27 protein-coding genes are annotated in these 16,810 nt (G+C 62.6%); 19 read left to right on the top strand and 8 right to left on the bottom strand.

What is annotated here, in order from left to right:
- Positions 1-29 precede the first annotated feature (29 nt).
- Positions 30-3,509: a bifunctional proline dehydrogenase/L-glutamate gamma-semialdehyde dehydrogenase gene (locus LFT47_RS02290; protein WP_236814781.1), complete on the bottom strand. Its 3,480-nt coding sequence runs from the start codon at positions 3,507-3,509 to the stop codon at positions 30-32.
- A 125-nt stretch (positions 3,510-3,634) separates the two neighbouring features.
- On the opposite strand from LFT47_RS02290, the gene LFT47_RS02285 reads away from it, so the two are divergent.
- The gene (locus LFT47_RS02285) at positions 3,635-4,534 is read left to right on the top strand and encodes a LysR substrate-binding domain-containing protein (RefSeq protein ID WP_236814779.1); all 900 of its coding nucleotides are present in this window, start codon (positions 3,635-3,637) and stop codon (positions 4,532-4,534) included.
- Positions 4,535-4,627: 93 nt separating this feature from the next.
- Here the strand turns inward: LFT47_RS02285 and LFT47_RS02280 are convergent, their stop codons facing one another.
- From LFT47_RS02280 to LFT47_RS02260, 6 genes are all read right to left on the bottom strand, one after another.
- The gene (locus LFT47_RS02280; protein WP_236814777.1) at positions 4,628-5,020 is read right to left on the bottom strand and encodes an Hpt domain-containing protein; all 393 of its coding nucleotides are present in this window, start codon (positions 5,018-5,020) and stop codon (positions 4,628-4,630) included.
- A 64-nt stretch (positions 5,021-5,084) separates the two neighbouring features.
- Positions 5,085-5,687: a hypothetical protein gene (locus tag LFT47_RS02275; RefSeq protein ID WP_236814775.1), complete on the bottom strand. Its 603-nt coding sequence runs from the start codon at positions 5,685-5,687 to the stop codon at positions 5,085-5,087.
- Positions 5,688-5,693: 6 nt separating this feature from the next.
- Positions 5,694-6,380: a CalY family protein gene (locus tag LFT47_RS02270; protein ID WP_236814772.1), complete on the bottom strand. Its 687-nt coding sequence runs from the start codon at positions 6,378-6,380 to the stop codon at positions 5,694-5,696.
- Between the two features lie 37 nt (positions 6,381-6,417).
- Positions 6,418-7,038, bottom strand: a complete 621-nt coding sequence (locus LFT47_RS02265) for a signal peptidase I (protein ID WP_236814770.1) — start codon at positions 7,036-7,038, stop codon at positions 6,418-6,420.
- A 504-nt stretch (positions 7,039-7,542) separates the two neighbouring features.
- The gene (locus LFT47_RS21465; RefSeq protein WP_442863457.1) at positions 7,543-7,917 is read right to left on the bottom strand and encodes an ImmA/IrrE family metallo-endopeptidase; all 375 of its coding nucleotides are present in this window, start codon (positions 7,915-7,917) and stop codon (positions 7,543-7,545) included.
- Between the two features lie 16 nt (positions 7,918-7,933).
- Positions 7,934-8,389 carry a hypothetical protein gene (locus LFT47_RS02260; RefSeq protein ID WP_236814768.1) on the bottom strand — a complete coding sequence of 152 codons (456 nt, stop codon included), beginning with the start codon at positions 8,387-8,389 and terminating at the stop codon, positions 7,934-7,936.
- A 182-nt stretch (positions 8,390-8,571) separates the two neighbouring features.
- Between LFT47_RS02260 and LFT47_RS21460 the strand changes: the two genes are divergently transcribed.
- The 18 genes from LFT47_RS21460 (at position 8,572) to LFT47_RS02180 (ending at position 15,864) form a co-directional block, all read left to right on the top strand.
- On the top strand, positions 8,572-8,811 hold the full coding sequence (locus LFT47_RS21460) for a helix-turn-helix transcriptional regulator (protein ID WP_442863429.1): 240 nt from the start codon (positions 8,572-8,574) through the stop codon (positions 8,809-8,811).
- 2 nt (positions 8,812-8,813) lie between these two features.
- A complete protein-coding gene (locus LFT47_RS21455) occupies positions 8,814-9,056 on the top strand; it encodes a helix-turn-helix domain-containing protein (protein ID WP_442863428.1) in 243 nt (80 codons plus the stop codon).
- Positions 9,057-9,154: 98 nt separating this feature from the next.
- Positions 9,155-9,412, top strand: a complete 258-nt coding sequence (locus LFT47_RS02255) for a hypothetical protein (protein ID WP_236814766.1) — start codon at positions 9,155-9,157, stop codon at positions 9,410-9,412.
- Positions 9,409-9,708 (top strand): helix-turn-helix domain-containing protein, encoded by a 300-nt coding sequence (locus LFT47_RS02250; RefSeq protein WP_236814764.1) that lies wholly within the window; start codon positions 9,409-9,411, stop codon positions 9,706-9,708. The genes LFT47_RS02255 and LFT47_RS02250 overlap by 4 nt, the downstream gene beginning before the upstream one ends.
- The gene (locus LFT47_RS02245; protein ID WP_236814762.1) at positions 9,705-10,004 is read left to right on the top strand and encodes a hypothetical protein; all 300 of its coding nucleotides are present in this window, start codon (positions 9,705-9,707) and stop codon (positions 10,002-10,004) included. Before LFT47_RS02250 ends, LFT47_RS02245 begins: the two co-directional genes overlap by 4 nt.
- Before the next feature lie 79 nt (positions 10,005-10,083).
- A complete protein-coding gene (locus tag LFT47_RS02240) occupies positions 10,084-10,299 on the top strand; it encodes a helix-turn-helix transcriptional regulator (protein WP_236814753.1) in 216 nt (71 codons plus the stop codon).
- Positions 10,296-10,526, top strand: coding sequence for a helix-turn-helix transcriptional regulator (locus LFT47_RS02235; protein ID WP_236814752.1), 231 nt, complete (start codon positions 10,296-10,298; stop codon positions 10,524-10,526). Before LFT47_RS02240 ends, LFT47_RS02235 begins: the two co-directional genes overlap by 4 nt.
- Before the next feature lie 188 nt (positions 10,527-10,714).
- The gene (locus tag LFT47_RS02230) at positions 10,715-10,987 is read left to right on the top strand and encodes a hypothetical protein (RefSeq protein ID WP_236814750.1); all 273 of its coding nucleotides are present in this window, start codon (positions 10,715-10,717) and stop codon (positions 10,985-10,987) included.
- Complete coding sequence (locus tag LFT47_RS02225; protein WP_236814748.1) at positions 10,984-11,175, top strand: hypothetical protein; 192 nt, start codon at positions 10,984-10,986, stop codon at positions 11,173-11,175. Before LFT47_RS02230 ends, LFT47_RS02225 begins: the two co-directional genes overlap by 4 nt.
- Before the next feature lie 106 nt (positions 11,176-11,281).
- Positions 11,282-11,533, top strand: a complete 252-nt coding sequence (locus tag LFT47_RS02220; protein WP_236814745.1) for a hypothetical protein — start codon at positions 11,282-11,284, stop codon at positions 11,531-11,533.
- Positions 11,530-11,820 carry a hypothetical protein gene (locus LFT47_RS02215; protein ID WP_236814743.1) on the top strand — a complete coding sequence of 97 codons (291 nt, stop codon included), beginning with the start codon at positions 11,530-11,532 and terminating at the stop codon, positions 11,818-11,820. Before LFT47_RS02220 ends, LFT47_RS02215 begins: the two co-directional genes overlap by 4 nt.
- A gap of 152 nt (positions 11,821-11,972) precedes the next feature.
- A complete protein-coding gene (locus LFT47_RS02210) occupies positions 11,973-12,794 on the top strand; it encodes a lambda exonuclease family protein (protein ID WP_236814741.1) in 822 nt (273 codons plus the stop codon).
- Complete coding sequence (locus LFT47_RS02205; protein WP_236814732.1) at positions 12,794-13,390, top strand: hypothetical protein; 597 nt, start codon at positions 12,794-12,796, stop codon at positions 13,388-13,390. Before LFT47_RS02210 ends, LFT47_RS02205 begins: the two co-directional genes overlap by 1 nt.
- Complete coding sequence (locus LFT47_RS02200; protein WP_236814729.1) at positions 13,387-13,572, top strand: hypothetical protein; 186 nt, start codon at positions 13,387-13,389, stop codon at positions 13,570-13,572. The genes LFT47_RS02205 and LFT47_RS02200 overlap by 4 nt, the downstream gene beginning before the upstream one ends.
- Positions 13,572-13,994 carry a single-stranded DNA-binding protein gene (locus LFT47_RS02195; protein ID WP_236814727.1) on the top strand — a complete coding sequence of 141 codons (423 nt, stop codon included), beginning with the start codon at positions 13,572-13,574 and terminating at the stop codon, positions 13,992-13,994. Before LFT47_RS02200 ends, LFT47_RS02195 begins: the two co-directional genes overlap by 1 nt.
- A 100-nt stretch (positions 13,995-14,094) precedes the next feature.
- Positions 14,095-14,403, top strand: a complete 309-nt coding sequence (locus LFT47_RS02190; protein WP_236814725.1) for a glutaredoxin family protein — start codon at positions 14,095-14,097, stop codon at positions 14,401-14,403.
- Between the two features lie 183 nt (positions 14,404-14,586).
- Complete coding sequence (locus LFT47_RS02185; protein WP_236814723.1) at positions 14,587-14,868, top strand: hypothetical protein; 282 nt, start codon at positions 14,587-14,589, stop codon at positions 14,866-14,868.
- A 12-nt stretch (positions 14,869-14,880) separates the two neighbouring features.
- Positions 14,881-15,864 carry a hypothetical protein gene (locus tag LFT47_RS02180; protein ID WP_236814721.1) on the top strand — a complete coding sequence of 328 codons (984 nt, stop codon included), beginning with the start codon at positions 14,881-14,883 and terminating at the stop codon, positions 15,862-15,864.
- Between the two features lie 14 nt (positions 15,865-15,878).
- Here the strand turns inward: LFT47_RS02180 and LFT47_RS02175 are convergent, their stop codons facing one another.
- The gene (locus LFT47_RS02175) at positions 15,879-16,751 is read right to left on the bottom strand and encodes a hypothetical protein (RefSeq protein WP_236814719.1); all 873 of its coding nucleotides are present in this window, start codon (positions 16,749-16,751) and stop codon (positions 15,879-15,881) included.
- Positions 16,752-16,810 lie beyond the last annotated feature (59 nt).

Here is a 16,810-nt window from a genome sequence, read left to right as displayed (position 1 = left end):
CCGTCCCGCCGGGCTTCTTTGACGAATCGCTAGATCAGCGAGTCCGACAGGTGGTTCGGAGTGCCGAAGCGGTGCGCCGTGATGCTGATGGCCTGCTCGTGCAGGAACGGCAGCATCTCGATGCGTCCGGCCGGGGTCACCGTGCCGTGGTAGATCGCGACGTCGGGACGACCGCCGGTCGCTGCGCTCAGTGCGCTGCTGTCCCCGCCGATCAGGCGGATGCGGCCACCGTTGATGCCTGCCGCGGAAGCCAGCCATTCGGCGTCGTTCTGGATGCGGGTGCTCACCCCGAGTCCCGCGAACGCTGCGATAACGGCTTCGGGAAGCTCGACGGCGGAGGACACCGTGAGTGCCGAACCCGCCACTGCCCCGGCTGCCACGACGCGAAGCAAGTCCACGAGCTTCCCGCCCTCGGACAGGCGGATGGTCACAGGGACGGCCCGGTACCGGAAGACGTTGCGCTCGGCAGTCAGGCCGGAGACGTCCTTGCGGGTGCCGAATTCCGTGGCCCATGCCTCGGCGTCACTGAAGAGGGCCTTCTGCAGGGCCTCCGCGTCGCTGGCCTCAACGAGCGGGCTTGCGGCCTTTGCCGCTGCCAGGATCGAAGCTGCCGCACCCTTGAGCGTGGCACCGCGCTTCGCGCCGGGCTCTGCGGGGAGCCAGCTGCCCAGTCCGACCAGGTAGTTGGGTCCGCCGGCTTTGGTGCCCGCGCCCACGGCGGACTTCTTCCAGCCGCCGAACGGCTGACGCTGGACGATGGCGCCCGTGATGCCGCGGTTCACGTAGAGGTTGCCGGCCTGGATGGTGTCCAGCCAGACTTCCATCTCATCGGAATCGAGCGAGTGCAGTCCGGCCGTGAGTCCGTATTCGATCTCATTCTGGATGGCGATGGCCTCTTCCAAGGTGGACGCCGTCATGACCCCGAGGACCGGTCCGAAGAACTCGGTCAAGTGGAAGTAGGAGCCGCGCTTGACGCCGAACCGGATGCCCGGGGACCACAGACGGCCGGTCTCGTCGAGCTTCTCCGGCTTCACGGCCCAGGTCTCACCGTCGCCGAGGGTAGTCAGCGCGTTGAGGAGCTTGCCGTTGGCCGCCTCGATGATGGGCCCCATTTGGGTGGTGGCCTCTTCCGGGTAGCCCACCTTGAGCGAGCGGGCAGCATCAATGAGCTGGTTGTGGAAGCGCTCGGAGGTGGCAACCGAACCCACCAGGATCACGAGCGAGGCGGCGGAGCACTTCTGCCCGGCGTGCCCGAAGGCCGAGTACACGACGTCCTTGGCCGCGAGATCGAGGTCCGCGTGCGGGGTGACGATGATGGCGTTCTTGCCGGAGGTCTCCGCGAGCAGCGGGAGGTCCTGCCGGAAGGAGCGGAAGAGCTCGGCGGTCTCGTAACCGCCGGTGAGGATCACGCGGTCAACGCTGGGGTGCGAGACCAGCTGGGTGCCCAGCTCGCGTTCTTCGAGCTGCACGAGCGCCAGCACTTCGCGCGGCACACCGGCCTCCCACAGCGCGTCCACCATGACGGAACCGGAGCGGCGGGCCTGCTTTGCCGGTTTGATTACGACGGCGGATCCCGCCGCGAGTGCCGCCAGCGTGGAACCTGCGGGAATCGCCACCGGGAAGTTCCATGGCGGGGTCACGACGGTGAGGTTCGCTGGGACGAACGTGGCGCCGTCGACCGTTTCCAGGTCCTTGGCGCGCTCAGCGTAGTAGTGCGCGAAGTCGATTGCTTCGCTGACTTCGGGGTCGCCCTGTTCGATCGTCTTGCCGGTCTCGGAAGCCATGACCTCAAGAAGCTCGGCCCGGCGGGATTCCAGGATGTCGCCCGCACGGTGCAGGATGGCTGCGCGCTCGGCAGCCGGCATGGCGCCCCAGGCTTTGCCGTGCTCCACTGCGGTGGCAATGATGCGTTCCAGTTCCTGCGGGTCGCTGACCTTGCTGGCTTCAACGATCGCGTTGCCGGCGGTGGAGCCCGGGATGCGCTCCAGGATGGCGCGGCCCCAGGCCCGGTTGGCGGGCAGGGCAGGATCGGTGTCCGGCGTGTTGGCGAAGCCCTGGTTTGGGGTGGCCGCCGCGGGCTTGTTGCGGTCCTGCGTGCGGTTGGGGGCCGGAACGGCGTCGTCCAGCTGTGCGAGCGAGGCGAGGAAACGCTGCTTCTCGCGTTCGAACAGGGTTTCGTTCTCGCTGAGCTCGAACACGGCAGACATGAAGTTGTCCTGGCTCGCGCCTTCTTCGAGGCGGCGGATCAGGTACGCGATGGCGACGTCGAACTCGCCCGGGTGCACTACCGGCGTGTACAGCAGCAGGCTTCCGACGTCCTTGCGGACTGCCGTGGCCTGGCCCGTGGCCATGCCGAGGAGCATCTCGAACTCGATGCCCTTCGTGACACCGCGCTCCTTCGCCAGCAGCCAAGCAAACGCAACGTCGAAGAGGTTGTGGCCGGCGACGCCGATCCGGACCGCATCGATGTGCTCGGGGGTGAGCGCGTAGTTGAGAACGCGCTTGTAGTTGGTGTCCGAATCCTGCTTGGTACCCCACGTTGCGAGCGGCCAGCCCTGGATGGACGCCTGGACCTGTTCCATGGGCAGGTTGGCGCCCTTGACGACGCGCACCTTGATGGGAGCGCCGCCGTTTGCCCGGCGTGCCGCAGCCCATTCCTGCAGTTCCTGCATGGCCGAGAGCGCGTCCGGGAGGTAGGCCTGAAGCACGATGCCGGCCTCGAGGTTCTTGAATTCGGGCTTGTCCAGGATCCGGGTGAACACGGCCATGGTCAGGCTCAGGTCCTTGTATTCCTCCATGTCCAGGTTGATGAACTTGGGCTTGGGGAACGATGCGGCCAGCTCATAAAGCGGCGTGAGCTTCTCCACCACGTGGTCCACTGCTTCATCGAAGGCCCAGAGCGAGTGCGGGGCCACCGTGGAGGACTCCTTGATGGAGACGTAGTCGACGTCGTCACGAGCCAGGAGTTTGAGGGTTCCCTCGAGCCTGCGGCTGGCTTCGCGTTCGCCCAGGACGGCCTCGCCCAGGAGGTTCACGTTCAGGTGGACGCCGTTCTGCTTGATCTTGGCGATGGCGGGGCCGAGCTTGGCGTCGGTGGCGTCCACGATCAGGTGGCCCACCATGTCACGGAGGACTTTGCGGGCGATCGGGATGACCACTTGCGGCAGGACCGGGGCCATGACGCCGCCGGTGCGCACGGCAGCGCGCATGTACCAGGGCAGGAATGCCGGAACCTTCGGGGCAAGCTTCGCCAGGTTGCGGCCGGCGACGGTCAGGTCCTCGGGGCGGATGACGCCGTCGACGAATCCCACCGTGAAGTCCAGGCCATTCGGGTCCTTGAGGACGCCGGCGAGGCGCTGGGCGGAAACGTCAACGGGCACCTTCGAGGCTTCGGTGAGCCAGTGTCGAACCAGTTGGATGGCTTCGTGGGCCAACTCCTGGAGGTGTCCGGATTCCGGGGTGGATTGCGTCCTGGCGTCGATGCTCGAATCCCGGGTTGGTGTGCTCATGCGCTTCGTTCCTTTTGGTGCGGAGAGGGCTTTGTTTCCATCAGTATGGATCTACAATCAGATTAGGAAAAGCGATCTTTTCTGAAGAATATTCATTAGATTTCTCGACCCTTCTGGAGAACCGAATGCTGGATGTCCGTAGGCTGCGCTTGCTGCACGAATTGAAGATCCGCGGAACGCTCGCAGAGGTGGCGGACGCGATGAAGTACAGCCCGTCGTCGGTGTCCCAACAGTTGACCTTGCTGGAGAAGGAAGCCGGCGTGAAACTGCTTCGGAAATCTGGGCGACGCGTGCAGCTGACCCCGCAGGCCGAGATCCTGGTGGAGCACGCGGCGTCGTTGCTGGCCACCCTTGAGCGGGCCGAGACGGACTTGGCCGCGTCTCTCTCCACAGTGACTGGAACGGTCCGGCTGGCCGTGTTCCAAACCGCCGCTTTGGCCCTCATGCCGGACTTCCTCACGATCATGAAGGGCGAGTATCCCGAGGTGCGCGTCGAGATGATCCAACGCGAACCGGAGACTGCGCTCTATGAAACGTGGGCCCGCGACTTCGACATCGTGGTGGCCGAGCAATACCCCGGACACGCCGCCCCGCACCACCCCGGCCTGGACAGGGCCACCCTGACCAGCGACGCCATCAGGCTAGCCACTCCCCCGATTGGCCTCGGCGGCGAATCGATTTCCTCGCTCGCGGACACGGCTGCGCTGCCATGGGTCATGGAACCGCGCGGTGCGGCGTCCCGCCACTGGGCGGAGCAAGCATGCCGCTCCGCCGGTTTCGAGCCTGACGTCCGTTACGAAACCGCAGACCTCCAAGCACAGATCCGGCTCATCGAATCCGGCAATGCCGTAGCCCTGATGCCGGACCTCGTCTGGACGGGACGGACAACGCCAGTGCAGCTGCTGGACCTCCCGGGGCTCCCCAAGCGGACAGTCTTCACTTCGACGCGCACCGCCGGCCGGATCCACCCGGCAATCCTGGCGTGCCGGGAAGTCCTGGAACGGGTGGCTGCGGAACGGGTGTAGGGCCGGGGACAGTGGTGACACTCAAGACCGACGGTTGCGTTCAGGCTGCCGGCTGGGTGAGTTCGGGGCCGCGGTTCCGCACGTGGTTCGGTATTACTTGGACGCCGTTGTTCCGTCGCCGAACGTGCCGAAAAGGAACTCGGACATGGCGGTTCTGAGGGTGTCGATGTTGCAGGGAAGGACTGCGGCGTTGCGTGCCGCGCCTGGCATGTCGCCGTGGAGGATCCTTTGTTCGAGGCCGTTGCAGGTTTCCTCCATGGAGCGTGCACCGACCATGTGGGCGTTGACTTTGAGGCTGAGGACGGCGTCCATGGCGTCCTCGGTGTCATTGTTGCCGATGGTGGAGAGGACTCGTTCTACACGGGCCTGGAGCATTTCGAGAAAGGTCAGCGCGTAGCGTCTGGGAATGGTGGTGCCTTGCAGCTGTTCTGCAAGGTCGAGCAGGGCGTCCGGGTGAAAGACCGCATTGCATGCTGTCGCTGCCAAGTTCTTATCCTGTTCGGGTGCTGCGCGGTTGCCGCGGGTGCTTTGTGGATCCATGTCGTGGGGTTCAGCCGCTGGTGGTGGTCGCGGTCCGGACCTGCGTGCGGTCGACCGAGACGTTGAGGGTCAGTGTCGATGCGGGTATTTTGGGGACGTTGCCGCTGCCGTCGCTGTTGGCCCTGGCCCGGAGCCGGATACCTGCTCCCTGACTGGCGGGGGCGGGGCCCGGGGTGGCCTGGATCGTAGAGGAGCCAGAAGCGGTCAGGATTGTTGCGACGCTTCCGCCCGGGCAGGTGCCGGTGCCTTCGTTCCATGTCGTGCTGCAGGATTCGAGAGTGAATTGCACGGGGGGCTGGGCTGAGGTGGAGCCGCCGTAATTTGCCGCCGCGATGGGGAGGGTGCCTGTGTTCCCGACGGTGAAGTACACGGGCGCGAACGAAGGATTCCCCACGCCTCCGTTGTTGGGGAACGAGAGGGTCAGCGGGCCGCTGCCGTAGGGGGCTGACGTGTTCAGTGACGGGACGGCTCCCCAGCTGCCGCTCGGGACGGCTTGGGATCCGGAGGCGGTATTGGCTGTGGTGGCGGCTTGGGCTGGTGTGGACGTGCACACCAGCAGGACCGCTGCCGCGATGGCGGCTGCGGCCCTGCCGGGGTAGTGGTGCACGTTCACCCGTTGTTAGCTTCCGGTGACGGTGGAGGTGCGCTGGGTTTCGCCGAAGGTCCAGGTCAGGGCCGAGGACAGGCCCTGGATCGTTGTGGCGGGGGCGGTGGGAGCCGGGGTTCCGTTGACCGTGGTTTCATTCTGGTCCGGCAGGGTCAGGGAGACCTGGAGGTTCAGGGTGGACCCAGCAGTGACGGTGCCGCCAATCAGCGTGGAGGGTGCCGCGACGAGGGAGCTCAGGGCAACGTTCGTCGCCAGGACGGTGGCCACCGCGCCGGTACCGGTGCAGGCGCCGGCGCCGGTGGTGGTCCAGGCGACGGAGCACTGGGTGACGGTGACGTGCAGTCCCTTGGTGGCATCGGTAGTGAGCTTGGTCGGGGTGCCATCCGCGACGGCCAGGGTCAGGGCCTTGCCATCCATGGTGGCGCCCTGGGTGAGGTTGACGTAACGGTTCACGATGTCGCCGGGAGCCAGGTTGGAGACGGACTGGCCGAACCCGGTTCCGTTGTTGGCCATGGTCAGGCTCAGGGTGCCGGAGGTGGCGTTCTGGGCGGTCGCGTTGGAGGCGGTGGCGTTCAGGGCGGCGAACACGCCGCCTCCGGTGATTGCGAGGCCGGCTGCCGCCACGGCGCAGGCGGCGAACAGGGCAGGGGCCGGGCGGCGGGTGGAGCGGGCGGCGCGGCGGGCTGTGGTTGCAGACATGATTGATCCTTTGGAGGAGGGTGGTGCGGGACGTTTTTTAGAGAGCGGGGACGGCGCTGCGGCGACCGGACGTACCGGAGGTGCGGCGTGCCGATGAGGCAGGGGTGCTTTGGAGGATCCACCAGACAGCGGATCCCGTGACCGCCAGGCCGAACGAGGCCGTCAGGAGGGCCCGCTGCAGGGGGTTCTCGATCCACAGCAGCACACTTCCCACTGAGGGAATGACAGCGACGACGACCGGCACCTGGGCCTGGTCCAGCACAGCCTTCCAGTGGTCCGGAGCAGGGTTGGCGTCGCCCTTGGTCGTGAGGACCGGTTTGGCGGGTGTGCCGGCAATGGCGGTGATGCGGTGGGCGAACGGGGTGCTCTCACCCGGAGGGGTGAAAACTGCGATCTGGCCCGGAAGAAGGCTGCTCACATCGGTCGGTGCCGTGATAAGCAGGTCCCCGGGGGCGTAAGCCGGCCGCATGCTACCGGTCAGGACGGGAGAAAACCCGACGTGAAGCAGCGGGGCCGCCACACCGACGGCAAGGAATACAAGCGTCGCGAGCGTCGCCGCCGTCGTCGCGATCACGCCGAGCACTCGGCGTGCAGAAAAGCGGTGGCGGGTCCTCGCCCCCAGGCGCGGACCCGTGCCAGAGCTACTAGAGCTGTCCATGGGGACGTTTCCGTTTCGTTTGAGACCGTACAGCGGAACGAGATCCACTTTTCCGGGCCCACATCAAGGCAGCTCAAAGATTTAAATAAGGTTCGTTTAGGATCTCCTCAAGTCTTTAGCCAATCTTGAGCAAAACTTGAGGATTCAAGGATTTAAGCGGCTTGACCAACCGGTACGGGAAACTCACCATCGACCCCGCCCGCGGCTACCAACCCAGGCAAAGAAAAACACCCCGGTCCGAAGACCGGGGTGTTACCGATGACCCGACTCATCCATGCAGGATGTCTGGACTCATCACACTGGCGGAGAATGGGGGATTTGAACCCCCGCGACGAGTCGCGTAACAATGCCGTATTTGGCGTAATCTAGCGGAAGTCGACACTACTCGACATGCGTGAAGAAACGTCGACACGACCGGAAATGTTGACGGCGTCAACAGCGAATATGATGCGAAACCGATCCTCGCCCGAGGTCAGGCTCGCGGTCTAGGCGAAGCGCGATTTCCTAAGCGGCACGACCGACTGCGACGGCCCTTACATGATCAAGTTGGGCTCGCGTGAGGGTTTGAAGATAGGTCTCTAGAACGCTCGGCAGCACGCCTAGCGAAGCCGCGACCCCCGCGGTTGATTGCTCAGCTGCGGCCGCGGCAATCATTCGGTCGAAATCCACGAGCCGAAAGGCCGCCCATCGATTTGCCAATGTCTCCTGTTTTCCCGTCACGCCGATGTGTCCGTAGTAAGCGTGACCAAGTTCATGCATCAGCGTGCAGGCCGATTGGATGGGCCCCAAACCCGGGCGAAGCGTAATAAGTCGCCTCTGGTGGTCATAGGCCCCCCACCAACCGGCTGGAGTCACCGCAGTCCTCACTCGGACCCCCATCTGATGGGCAACAGCCCTAGGGTTCATGCGGTAGATCGTCGTGTGCAATATTTTCGTCCCCCTTGTAAGCCGCCAAATCGTATGCCTCAGGCTCCGACATTTTTGAGTAGTCGGGATCCGAGAAGTTTTGTACCTCCTCCTGGCTTTGCAACGATTCGGACCTTAGCCTTTGGTCAAGTTCCTCCAGCTGGTTGCGAATCCTGTCAATGATCCGCACAGGCGACGTCCTAGTCGTCTTATCTAAGAACTCCACCTCGTCCGCGTAGTCCAGCACATCGACGGCGTCCAGGATGCCAGCTTCGACAAGGGCTTCGACGGGATTCAAGCGATATGCCACACACACATGGATGATGACTTCAGCCGTATGGAGGTTGCGATTGAAAGTACTTGGTTGTAGGCCAATTCGAAGAGCCATCTGCCGCTTTGAATCGCCAGTTTTGGACTCTAACCACGCCGCAATTGATCTATCCATGAGGCAATACTGTTTCATTTTTGACACATGCGCAAGCCGGAATGCTACAGGAGTCTCGGGGCCGCGGCTTCAAAACTGAAACAAATCTGTAGCGCATTCGAACTACAGTGTTGTGATTTTGATTCACGTTGTGCCATAGTTGAATCACATCGTTGCAGAAACACAACACAGGAGGCCCTGGAATGGGAAAGAAACTTAGGGTCCGGGACGGCCTTCTCCCCCGGCTCCGAGAGATACACCGGCTCTCATCTGAAGAATCACAAGCACGTCTCATGGGCGTAAGCCGGTCCACGCTCCGACGGATGGAGGCCGGCGAGCAACCCTCCGCTGACTTCATCGTCGCACTCTGCGATACATACGGGCTTGGACTCGGGGAGGCGTTCGAAATCTCCGCTCCCAGGACCGCCTCTTTGGTGGCCTAAAAATGACCGCCGATCATGACGAAATTGGCCTCATGACGACGGTAGACCTAGCCGGAAAGTTGAACATCTCCGTTGAAACAGTCCGGCGAATGTGTAGGTCGAAACAGTGGCAGGCCGTGAAAATTGGCCGGATCTACCGCTTCACAGAAGCCCAGTACCAAGCAATCGTTACCCCGCCGCCGACCATTCAGCGGCCCCGTACGCAACGCAAGAACATTGACCGGCTGCTTCGGTCGACTCCCTAAGCTATATCGCCGCAAAAGCCTTCGGCCGCATCAGGGCACCACTCCCCCGCACTAACCATCACTCTCGTGTTCTTTGCGAGAAGAAGGGTCTATTTGTCATGCCCGAAAACACTGATTACCTGTCCAAACTCGCCACCTACAACGCCAAGCACGGCATCACCGCCACGTTTTCAGAGATGAAGAAGACTGCCCGTCGCATGCAGAAGCTGCACGACGAGCGCGGCCCGGTCGACCTCGACGCCTTCTTCCTCTTGCACCAAGATCCCACGGGCGAAACCGCCGTCGAGAACGTCCTCGCCGAACGCGCCGCCCAAAACGAAGCCAACGCAGCCCGCCGACTCCGGGTAGCCGCATGAAGATCAATCTTAGAGAGTGGCGGGATTCAATCCGCCACACTGAGCAACTGTCCGCCATGGCCAAGCTCGTGGGGTACACCCTCTCCACGTACGCGGAGCATGATGGCGAGTTCGCGACCCCTGGTTACGAACAGCTGGGGATGGACATCGGCCGTTCAGCAATAACGGTCGGCCGAGCAATCAAGGAGCTTCGCGCCAGCGGGCATATCTCCGAAGCCCACAAGGGTCACAGCTTCGGAGTCGGATCTTCCTGCGGCGTGTTCACCACGCACCGGCTTGAAATGCCAAGCGGATGAGCATGCTTGTCGATCGAATTATCACAGAGGCCCCCAACCTAAACGGCCAAGACTTCAAGATGCTGATTGTTATGGCGTCTCACGCCCGCAACAATCCTCCAGAGTACTTCCAAGGCTGGGAACTTTTGCAAGAGGCGATGGGATGGGAGGCGGGAGCAAAAGCTTCCACCGAAGCTACGCGTCGGAAAATTCAACGACTGATCAAGCTTGGTTACCTGTCGCGGACTCAGAAGGGTGGCATGTTCCGCTACGCGGCATACGAATTCACTTTTCCGGGGGAAAGGAAGGCCTTATAGGCGAACCTTGCCAATGTTGAGGCGATCCGTTCTCCTCTAAGCATCGAGCAGCATGCTCGCCAGAACGATAGGAGACACAGTGACAAACGAAACCGATTTTAGAAGCCCTTCCCCAATAAGGCTGCTGACGCTCAATGAGGTGGCCGAGCTGTTACGCAAAACTCCGGCGCAAATGCGCTGGATGCGGCATAACGGCACAGGGCCGCGCTGCGCCAAACTCGGCGGTCGGGTGATGTACCGCGAACAAGACGTCATCGACTGGGTAAACGACGCATTCGATGCGGAGGCCCAGTGAGGGAAGAACAGCCGACATCGCACACTCCAGCATGCCCAAGCGCCGGCGACCAGCTGCTCAAAGCCCAAGCCTTGGCCGATTGGCTGGGAGTAACGCCGGGAGCCCTGGCCCAGATGCGGTACCTGGGGAAAGGCCCTAAGTTCATCAAGCTGGGGGGACGTTCGGTCCGGTACCGCGTCTCTGACGTGAACGAGTGGCTGGATGCACAGACCCGCCAGCAGACCTGATACGACACAAAAACCAATAAGCACTGCAGGAACAAAGGCGACCGCCACGCACGACGGTCGTCTTTTTCGCGCCTAAAAACAGGAGTGTCTGTGACCACCTACCCCCTCACGCAGCCAGGGGTTGGCTGCATGAACGCCGACGACGAGTACACCGACGTCCACACCCTCCGGACTGAATTCTCGGTGATGTGCGCATGAAGGCCGCGGTCCTAGAGCAGGACAAGGAGCAGTGGCGGGAAGACGCCATCGCGGCGATCGTCGGGATCTCGCGTGCGCACGAAATCTTTTCCGCTGACGACGTCCGGGGCGAGATGCCGGCACCAGCTCACAAGAACTGGACCGGCCAGGCGCTCATCGCGGCAAAGAACCTCGGCCTCATCGAAGCAGTCGGCTACCAAACATCACATGCCAAGTCCCGCAAGCACGGTGTCACCCGGACTTGGAGAAAGAAGGAGACATGATCAACGGCCTTTTTGTACTGATCCTCGCGACGTCGATGGTTGGCGGTTTCGTGATGATCCCCCGCGCCGCCGAACATGACCGGTTGCTTGAGGAACCGGAAGACATCGATTACGACCTGCTCGACGCCGAGCGTGACACCCGCGCCGCTGATGATGCGGACGCCGCCCGAAAGGAATACGGATTCTAATGACAACAACACCCCGCCGAGCCAACCGTTGGACACTGACACGCCGCCTCGCTGACCTCATCCCGCACGTTCTCCCGGGCCGCCACCACATCATTTGGGAAGTGCGATGAGCGGGTACCTCGAGGCGGACACCTACCTCCAGCTGCGCCGTACTGAAGGTGTTTGGAACCGACCGCTGCGAGTCATCAAGTCGACGCAGCGCAAGCCCGCCGTCTTGGAACCCGGCTGTGTGGTGGTCAAGGTGCGGATCCGCGTCCCGGCGGCCGCGTTCGAGCCGTTGACGCCGGAAGCTGTCGTTACCGTTCCCGAGTCGCTCATCCAGCACACCGTTCAAGCCACAGCCGAGGAAATGCCATGACCGCGGAACTCATTGCCCGTAACCCGGTTACGAACCCGACGCCGGCCGAAGTGTTCAAGAAGGCCCGCGAGCACAACATCACGGTCATGGAGGCCCGCCGCGTCCTCATCGCCGCCAACAAAGTCGCCGCGGCCACCGTGACGATCCCGACCGCTACCCGTCCAATCGAATTGCCGAACTTCGGTCTGGACCCGGAGCGCAACTACAGGCTGATCGCGAAGTTCCCCGCCATGCGCCCGGCTCGGCTCCAAGACATCTTCAACACCGAAACGGCGACCGGTGGCTAACCCGTACTGCCCCAAATGCGGCCACCACCACACTGACCGGTGCAACGCCATCAACCACGACGAAGAAACCGACGCGGCCAGCCGCTGCGGCTGCACAAGATAACAACGGCCCCCACGAGGGGCCTTTTTCATGCCCAAAACCAAGGAGAGCAATGACACTCCACACATACCCCGAGCTTGAACAAGGCACCGACGAATGGTTGCAAGCCCGATGCGGCATCCTCACCGCATCCGTCATCGGCAACATCGTCACCGCACGCCAACCCACCGCGATTGAAACCGACTGCCCTGAATGCGGAGCTGAAGCATCCGGGCCATGCGTTGGGAAGCGGTCACCCGGGCCTTTGAAGACACTCCACCCGGCCCGGGCAGCAGCCGCCCGGGAACTGGAAAGGGTGATCACCGCGGACAACACCAGCGATACGGCGCTCGGCCTCACTATGGCTCTTGCCGCCGAACGCATCACTGGCCATGTTGAACCCATCCAGCAGTCCCGGGCCATGGAACGCGGCACCCTGGATGAGCCCTATGCCCGAGACGCATACTCAACCCACCACGCCCGCGTCGCGGAGCTTGGCTTCATGGTGCGCGAGTTCGACGGCTTCAAGATTGGCTACTCACCAGACGGGCTGGTTGGCGAAGACGGGCTCATTGAAATCAAATCCCGCGCCCAGAAGATCCAGCTCAAGACCGTCCTCTCCGATGAAGTGCCAGCCGAGAACATGGCGCAACTGCAAACCGGGCTGCTCGTCTCCGGCCGGCCCTGGATCGACTACACCAGCTATTGCGGCGGCATGAAGCTCTGGACAAAGCGCGTCTACCCCGACCCAAACTGGCACGCCGCCATCCTCGACGCCGCTGCCCATTTCGAGAAGACAGCAACCGACATGGTCAGCAACTACCTCGACGCCACCGCCAACATGCCCGACACCGAACGCATCGACCACTTCGCAGAGTTGGGGATCACTTTCTAGTGGACATATCAAAGGCGCTCGTAGCCAAATCTGACCAACTCAACGCCTCGGACCTGACCGGCGCACCTATCGTCGCAACCATCGCCGCCGTGCGCCGAGGCGACGCGGTAAAGCCCGTCATTATCGATCTCGTCGGCATGGACGGGCGACCGTGGAAACCGTCAAAGGGAATGCTCCGAGTCATCGCCCACGGATGGGGCGTCGAGTCCGACGCATGGGTTGGGCGGTGCGTGAAGCTGGTCAACAACCCGGAGGTGATCTACGCAGGCGAAGCGGTCGGCGGTGTTGAAGTGGTCGCCATGTCGCACATCGCCGCTGACTTCACCATCCCCGTCCGCATCAGTCAGAAGAAGGTAAAGCAGCACACGGTATCGGTTCTAGCCGAACCCTCCACCGAACCGTGGCGTGCGCAATGGCAGGCGATCACCAACGCGCTAACCGCAGCCGGGTATGAAGGCGACGGCCCCCAAATTCTCGCCACCGCAGGCCAGGTCATAGGCGCCGCATGGGATCACCCGAACAAGATCAGCACCGAGGATGCACAGAAAATCCTTGCAGCAGTACGAGAAGACCACCACCAGGAGACCAACGCATGAGCAATACCGGATCAGTATCCGTCTCAGTCCTCGCAGGCCCCATCGAGGTCGCCCCCATCGCCTCCAATGAGCGGATCGGCCAGCAAATCCGCATGGGCGACGATTTCTTCTTCCACATCAAACCCGACGTCGCCCGCCAGTGGATCAGCGTGCTCGAAACGATCGCGGAGGCGGCCGAATAGTGGCAAAGATCGAATTCACTGGCAACCTCGGCGGCGAGCCAGCCATCGACTTCAAACGCAGCGGTAACGCCTGCCTCACGTTCAACGTCGCTGACACCAAAGGCAAGAAGGACGCCCAAGGCAGTTGGGACAAGTCGCAGGAGCAGACGCAATGGTTCCGTTGCACACTATGGGGCCCTGACGCCGAATACTACGTCGAACGGCTCCGCAAGGGCGCCAGGGTTACCGTCCACGGCGATCTCATGGCCCGCGAATACGTTGACCGAGACGGGGTCAACCGAGCATCGCTGGACGTGACCGTGCGCGGCATGTCCGTGATCAACAAAAAGGGCTCAGCCAGCGCGCCGCCCGCAGCGGAAACAAGCGCGCAAGGCTGGGGCAACGAACCAGCACCAGCGCAGTCCGACTGGGGATCGTACTAGCACACCCGCACCACAAAACATTGGCCGCCACAGAGCGGTCTTTTTCATGCCCGCGGCGCCCGGACCCCTGCCGGGCGCCGCGCCACACCCTAAGGAACATATGACCACCGAAGCAATTGACCTCACAGCCCGGATCCAGGCACGGGACGGCGTCGCAGTCGTCGTCTACACCAAGAACGACTGCCGCCAATGCGACATGACCAAAGGCCTGCTCACTAAGGAAGGCGTTCACTTCACATCCGTGAACGTCGAGGAAGACGCGACCGCCTACCGCTACGTCACCGAAACCCTCGGCATCCGCCAAATGCCCGTCGTCATCACTTCCACGCTTGAGGGCGAGGAGGTCTGGTCCGGATTCCAGCCGGCCAAGATCCGCGAACACATCACACACCGGGCCGATGCCGCTTAGCCCGTGCGCCCGCCGCTGCTGCTGGTCCCCCTATGGCTGCGCACTCTCCGGACACTGCAAATGCCATTGGGGCGACTGGCTCGCCACCGCGGCGCAATCCGCCAACAACGGGGCCGTGACCGCATACCGTGACCCAACCAGTCGGAAAGCCATCTACAACATCGAGAAAGAAAGACGCGGACGATGACCAAACCCAAACCCAAGCCCGTAACGCCGACGCACACTTTTCGCGGCGTTTGGCCCGTTGTCGAGGGCACTGGTACCGCCACCACCGACGCGGAACTCATCTTGCAGGCCATCGGCGACCTGCCCAGCGTCGCCCACCGCCACAACGCCACCATCGTCGGCCCGCCAAGGGCATGCATCGCCGACGGCCGCCGCGTCCCCGGATCCGGCGGCGCGCTTCACGTCGTAGTGATCGAAGCGCCCGCCGTGCCGGCCCCCGCACGCAACTACCACCACTAGAAAAGAGGAGCCATGGCTGATCCAGCCTTGCGCATTCTGTCCCTCGGCGCCGGCGTTCAGTCATCAGCTCTGTTGATCCTGGCCGCCCGCGGCGACCTTCCCAACCTGGATGCCGCAATCTTCTCAGACACGGGCTGGGAGCCAGCGTCCGTCTACGAGCACCTCAAGCGGTTGGAAGAGGAAGTCGCCAAGCCGGCCGGCATCCCCATCTACCGAGTTTCGTCCGGCAACATCCGGGACGACGCCCTGAACCCAACCCACAGGTTCGCCTCAATGCCCCTCTTCATCAAGAACCGGGATGGCGGCGACGGAATGACCCGGCGTCAGTGCACCGGCGAGTACAAGCTCAAACCGATCAAAGCCAAGACCAGGGAGCTCCTCGGAGCCGAACCACGCGAGGACGGCAAGCCCGGCCGCGTACCAAGGGGCTGGTTCGCCGAGCAGTGGATAGGCATCAGCACCGACGAGGTGAGCCGAGCCCTGGATAAGGACGGGAATCTAAAGACAGGCGACGTCCGATACTCACGGAACAAATACCCACTTCTCGACCTGGGAATGGACCGCGAGACGTGCCGGTCCCTGCTCACGGCCCATGGCTTCGAACAGACGCCCAAGTCGGCATGCATCGGCTGTCCGTTCCACTCAAACATGCAATGGCGGGAACTCCGCGACAAGTCGCCCGACGAATGGGCCGACGCTGTCGACTTCGACGCCTCAATCCGCGCTGGAGCCGCGCGAGCGAACGCCCAAGGACAACCGCTACTCGGGCAAGCGTTCTTGCACCGTTCCCGGCTACCGCTATCCGAGGCGCCGATCGACAAAGTTTCCTATCACGAGTGGGCCGGCCGCCAATCCGATGTCCTACGCATGCTGGCGGTTTCCGAGTTCGAGGAGAAGCTCTCCGCAGCAGACAACGCCAGCATGACCGGATGCTCGCCATTCTCCTGCGTCACAGGCGAGGAAGTAGGCGCCGATGACGAGGAGGACGGCGAGTGAAATCGAGATCGGACCTAGAAGCTTACGACCAGTCCTTTGGAGTACAGCCAGAATTGCGCCGTCTCAGCTTCCCGCCAGACGGTGTCTATGCCGTGCTCCGCCAGAAGATCGAGAAGATCGTCAGCGGGCTTAGCAGGAAGCAGCATCCGACAACTCTTGACTGTCACGCCACGACGGTAGTCCAGCATCTGCCCGAGTCCGGTGCGGACGTTGTTTCGCGTAGCTTCGGCTTTGGCCTCGTAAAGGACGCTGTCCGTGGCGTCGTGAATGTCTGATAGCAACACATGGCTGTTTCCAGGCGGCGTTATAGCGAAGCGGTCGACTTCGTGGCCTCGTCCTTCGAGTACCTGTTGGAAGGCATTTACCAGAGCTTGCTCACGCTTTAGCGCAACGACCTGTGCCTGCTCGGGAAGGACGAAAGTGTCGGAAGTGTGCTCTTCAAGCGGCACTCTTTCGGCGGTCCAGTCCTTCGATAGGTGTGAGTCGGTTGAGGCGAAGTCCTGGTCTCGCCTGAGTACTTCGCCCACTGGGCGCAGATTAAACACAAAGACAGTCCGTGTGACCCCAAAGGAATCGGGCGCATCCTCAATGGAATTGGGGAACGCCGGATCTATTTCGAATTCTCCCAAATAGATCTGTTTCTTGGTCTTCTTGGCTCCGGGAATCATTCCATCCGTTGCGAAGAGTCGGATCGCTTTGCCATCCGCCTTGTGATCGCGGGCTGCCTTGTTGCCCCGCCACATCCTTTGGGCGCCGTCATCCCCCATGCCCGTGTAATAGAAAATGGAGCCATCATGCGCCCAGCCGTCGTACTGATAACCGAACTTCACGCCTTCTTCTGGGTCCGAGAAGATAAGGACGTTCGGAGACGTCCTGGAGGTCACCATTCCTCCCTGTGTCGATCCCCCGTACATCGCGGCGATTTCGGCTCTGCTGCCAGTCCAGC

It is taken from the genome of Arthrobacter sp. FW306-2-2C-D06B (assembly GCF_021789175.1).
Taxonomy (GTDB): domain Bacteria; phylum Actinomycetota; class Actinomycetes; order Actinomycetales; family Micrococcaceae; genus Arthrobacter.
Note: the sequence above shows the minus strand (reverse complement) of the source record. Positions and strands in the feature narration are given on the sequence as shown.